Origin of the sequence: Oceanimonas marisflavi (assembly GCF_003049725.1) — a bacterium.
In the GTDB taxonomy this organism is placed as follows: domain Bacteria; phylum Pseudomonadota; class Gammaproteobacteria; order Enterobacterales; family Aeromonadaceae; genus Oceanimonas; species Oceanimonas marisflavi.
This window is the reverse complement of the sequence record NZ_QAGM01000045.1, coordinates 1-3,856: the sequence shown is the minus strand read 5'-3', so window position 1 is coordinate 3,856 and position 3,856 is coordinate 1. Positions and strand designations below refer to the sequence as shown.

7 protein-coding genes are annotated in these 3,856 nt (G+C 55.6%); 2 read left to right on the top strand and 5 right to left on the bottom strand.

Translation table 11 applies throughout. The features are described from left to right. The coding region (locus tag DA373_RS15870) for a transposase (RefSeq protein WP_157953669.1) at positions 1 to 208 on the top strand (208 nt) is incomplete at its 5' end. A gap of 246 nt (positions 209 to 454) precedes the next feature. Here the strand turns inward: DA373_RS15870 and DA373_RS15865 are convergent. Both DA373_RS15865 and crp read right to left on the bottom strand, forming a co-directional pair. Beyond that, positions 455 to 802: a putative quinol monooxygenase gene (locus DA373_RS15865; protein ID WP_107853243.1), complete on the bottom strand. Its 348-nt coding sequence runs from the start codon at positions 800 to 802 to the stop codon at positions 455 to 457. Between the two features lie 78 nt (positions 803 to 880). Then, the gene (crp, locus tag DA373_RS15860) at positions 881 to 1,519 is read right to left on the bottom strand and encodes a cAMP-activated global transcriptional regulator CRP (protein ID WP_094201837.1); all 639 of its coding nucleotides are present in this window, start codon (positions 1,517 to 1,519) and stop codon (positions 881 to 883) included. Between the two features lie 174 nt (positions 1,520 to 1,693). Here crp and DA373_RS15855 point away from each other — a divergent pair, with 174 nt between their 5' ends. Further along, positions 1,694 to 2,098 carry an OsmC family protein gene (locus DA373_RS15855; protein ID WP_107853242.1) on the top strand — a complete coding sequence of 135 codons (405 nt, stop codon included), beginning with the start codon at positions 1,694 to 1,696 and terminating at the stop codon, positions 2,096 to 2,098. A 125-nt stretch (positions 2,099 to 2,223) separates the two neighbouring features. Here the strand turns inward: DA373_RS15855 and DA373_RS15850 are convergent, their stop codons facing one another. The 3 genes from DA373_RS15850 to DA373_RS15840 are packed head-to-tail and all read right to left on the bottom strand — an operon-like array spanning position 2,224 to position 3,720. Then, positions 2,224 to 3,093, bottom strand: coding sequence for a phosphoribulokinase (locus tag DA373_RS15850; RefSeq protein WP_107853241.1), 870 nt, complete (start codon positions 3,091 to 3,093; stop codon positions 2,224 to 2,226). A 58-nt stretch (positions 3,094 to 3,151) separates the two neighbouring features. Next, complete coding sequence (locus tag DA373_RS15845) at positions 3,152 to 3,376, bottom strand: YheU family protein (RefSeq protein ID WP_107853240.1); 225 nt, start codon at positions 3,374 to 3,376, stop codon at positions 3,152 to 3,154. Beyond that, positions 3,373 to 3,720 (bottom strand): alpha/beta fold hydrolase family protein, encoded by a 348-nt coding sequence (locus tag DA373_RS15840; RefSeq protein ID WP_198650340.1) that lies wholly within the window; start codon positions 3,718 to 3,720, stop codon positions 3,373 to 3,375. Before DA373_RS15840 ends, DA373_RS15845 begins: the two co-directional genes overlap by 4 nt. Positions 3,721 to 3,856 lie beyond the last annotated feature (136 nt).

Below are 3,856 nucleotides of genomic sequence, written 5' to 3'. Positions count from 1 at the left end.
CAGTGGAGCCAATCCGGTGATCCCACCAAGGAAGAACCGGATCAGCCCTCGGGATTACGATAAGGCACTGTATAAAGAGCGTAATTTGGTTGAACGCGCTTTCCAGAAGTTCAAGCATTACCGTCGTATCGCGACACGATATGAACGTGTCGCGAAACACTACACTGCCATGCTCCACCTCGTATCAACAGTGATATGGTTGGCATGATTGAGAACGCCCCCTAGATGCCGGGAGTTTTCCGGCATTTTTATATCTGATGACTCAGGTGTGTTGGGGCAGGCAATGCCGGGAGGAAAAAGAAGGACAAAAGGGATTCGTTTCGCAGCCCCTCTGCGCCAGGGATGGCGCAGTGGAGCCCCCATGGACGGGTTGACGGCGTGGCAGCGAAGCGAACCCGTTGGCCGACGTTTGCCGGGATTACAGACAATGTTTACCGGCGGCGTCAGTGCTCACTCAGAAACGCGGGGCGTCAAAGTCTTCCGGCTCGTCGGTGTAAATACACACATTGTGCTCGGCCACCAGGCCCTCGGGGCTGACGCAGTGGGCTTCAAAAAATGCCTGAATACCGCTGCGCTGACAGTGGGCCTCAAAGCTCGCCATGTCGGCCCAGATCTCGTTAAACACCAGGGGAAAGCTGCTGCCGCCGGCAAAGGGGCTGTCGATATGACGGGTAACCCGGTACTGAATACAGCCGTCCTCACGCAGGGTGTCGGCTTCAAGGGCCTGCAACACACGAAACAGCTCCCGCTCCTTGCCCGGCTTGGGTTGAAAGGCGGCAATGCAATAAACTCGGCGCGACATACGTATTCCTTAATTCCTCAGATAAAAAACAAAAACGCCACCGCAGGCGGTGGCGTTGCAACACACGGCAAGTGCGGCTCAGCGGGTGCCGAACACCACTATGGTCTTGCCGTGGGCGGTGATCAGGTTCTGCTCTTCCAGCATCTTCAGAATGCGGCCCACGGTCTCCCGGGAGCAGCCCACTATCTGGCCGATCTCCTGGCGGGTGATCTTGATCTGCATGCCGTCCGGGTGGGTCATGGCGTCGGGCTGGCGGGCCAGGTTCAGCAGGGTTTCGGCAATGCGGCCGGTCACATCCAGGAACGCCAGATCACCCACCTTCTGGCTGGTGGTCTGCAGCCGGGTGGCCATCTGGGCCGACAGCCGCATCAGGATCTCCGGGTTCACCTGGATCAGCTGGCGAAACTTTTTGTAGGAAATTTCAGCTACTTCACAGGGCGATTTGGCCCGTACCCAGGCAGTTCGTACCGGGTTTTCGGTCTCTTCGAACAGACCCAGTTCCCCGATGAAATCACCCTGGTTGAGGTAGGACAGGATCATTTCCTTGCCGTCCTCGTCCTTGATCAGCACGGCGACCGAGCCCTTGACGATGTAATAAAGGGTTTCCGCCTTTTCGCCCGCATGGATCAGCGAGCTTTTGGCCGGATATTTGTGAATATGGCAATGTGACAAAAACCATTCCAGGGTCGGGTCACTTTGGGGCTTGCCGATAACCATGAATTTTCCTCTCGAGTCGACCTGGTCCTTGCGGCCCGGCCTTATACCTAATTGCGTGGGTGAGCAGCTAGCATAAAAGGCTTAAGGGCCGGCATCAAGGGCTCTGAAAGTTTTATCCGGCTCGTGAGCGGAGCGGCAATAGGCTAATATGCGTTTTTTTCTTCAGGAGGTGTTATGAAAGCCAAGGTCAGCTGGTTGGATGGAATGCGTTTTGAGGCTGTATCCAATTCTGGGCACAAAATTATTCTGGATGGTACCAATCCGGGGGAAGGTATAAGTCCAATGGAAGCGGTATTGCTGGGCGCCGGTGGCTGCAGTGCCATTGATGTGGTCTCTATTCTGGAAAAAGGCCGTCAGGCCATTACCGGCTGTGAAGCTGAGCTCAGTGCCGAACGTGCGGAAAATCCGCCCAGGGTATTTACGCACATTCATCTTAATTTTGTGCTTACCGGCCGGGAGTTGCCGGAAAAGCAGGTAGCGCGGGCGGTGGAGCTTTCCATGAAAAAATACTGCTCGGTGATCAAGATGCTGGAAAAGGCGGTGGAAATTTCCTCGTCCTTTGAAATTCGTGAAGCCTGAGCAAGCTCGTTAAAGGACGGCTGTCTTTATAACCCTGCCAGCTCCTGGCAGGGTTGTGAACGATATTTGGCTTGATGGTAAACAATCGATAAGCGAAAAAGCGCGTTCACTTTTTTCCCTTTTACTCAGCGAATTTTTCCGGTTTCCAGTAATTGTTCCAGCATGGGGCGCAGAATCAGCTCCATGGCAAAGCCCATCTTGCCGCCGGGCACCACTATGGTATTGCGCCGGGACATAAAGGAGCCGTCAATCATCGCCAGCAAAAAGGGAAAGTCCACGTTCTTGATGCCACGAAAGCGGATCACCACCATGCTTTCATCCAGGCTGGGGATCACCTTGGCGCTGAAGGGGTTGGAAGTATCTACCGTCGGCACCCGCTGAAAGTTGATATGGGTGCGGGAAAACTGCGGTGTAATAAAGTTGATGTAATCTTCCATGGAGCGCACGATGGAGTCGGTGACCGCTTCACGGGAATGACCGCGCTCGGCCGTGTCGCGAATAAGCTTCTGAATCCATTCCAGGTTGACGATGGGCACCATGCCCACCAGCAGATCCACGTGCTGGGCCACATTGTGCTCTTCGGTGACCACGCCGCCGTGCAGCCCCTCATAAAACAGCAGGTTGGTATCATCGGGAAGCTGCTGCCAGGGAGTAAAGGTGCCCGGCATCTGGTTAAAGGGCACTGCCTCGTCAAAGGTGTGCAGATAGCGCCGGAACTGGCCGGTGCCGGTGTCGCCATATTCCTTGAAAAACTGCTCCAGCAGCTCGAAATCGTTGGCTTCGGGGCCAAAATAGCTGATGTGCCGGCCCTGCTCTCGGGCCCGGCGAATGGCCACGTCCATTTCCGGCCGGGTATAGCGGTGAAAGCTGTCGCCCTCGAGCACGGCGGCCTTGACCCCGAGCTGGGCAAACATGGACTGAAACACCTCGGTGGAGGTCGATGTGCCGGCACCCGAAGAGCCGGTCACCGCTATAATGGGGTGCTTGGCGGACATGGCGAACCTTAAAATTGATGAAACTGTGAGTGTTTATACGCAGGGCGCCGGGCCCAGGTCAAGGTTTGCGGCCGAAACGCTCTGCCGGCACTATGTTCACGGTTTCGTGCAGCTCGCTGTAAACGATAACCGCATCACCTCGCTCAAGTTGCTGTTTTACCTCGAATACTTTTTGCTCAAGGCTGACATCCTGTTCACCGTATTCGGTACCTTCCTGCAGCACAAAGTGCTCGATCAAATTGTTCAGGGTGTCTTCGGGCAAGTCACGAAAGGGAATAATCATTCTGTTTCCTGATGAAAAGAGGGCCAGTGCTGTTCCAGCCAGAGCGGCACCCGTTGTTCCAGCCAGTAACGGGGCCGCCAGGGCAGGCCCTGAATAAAGCCCACATGGCCACCATGGCGGCTGAGCTCGTAAGTGATGGCCGGCGCCAGGGTCGCTGTTTCGGGAATGACCGCATCTGTCATAAAGGGATCGTCGGCGGCGTGCAGTATCAGGGTTGGGGTGGCGATATCGCTCAGCCGGGGCAATCCCGAGCAGCGCCGGTAATAGTCGTCGGCACCGGCAAAGCCATGAACCGGCGCCGTGATGCGCTCATCGAATTCCCGAAGGCTGCCAATGCTGGCCACATTGGCCTTAGAACCTGTTTGAAATCTTTCGCCAATAGCCGATACTGGACGGATGAAACGAAAAACATACCCCAGCGACATTACGCGAGCACAATTTGAAGCCGTCAGACCGTTATTGGAACAGGCCAGTAAGCGC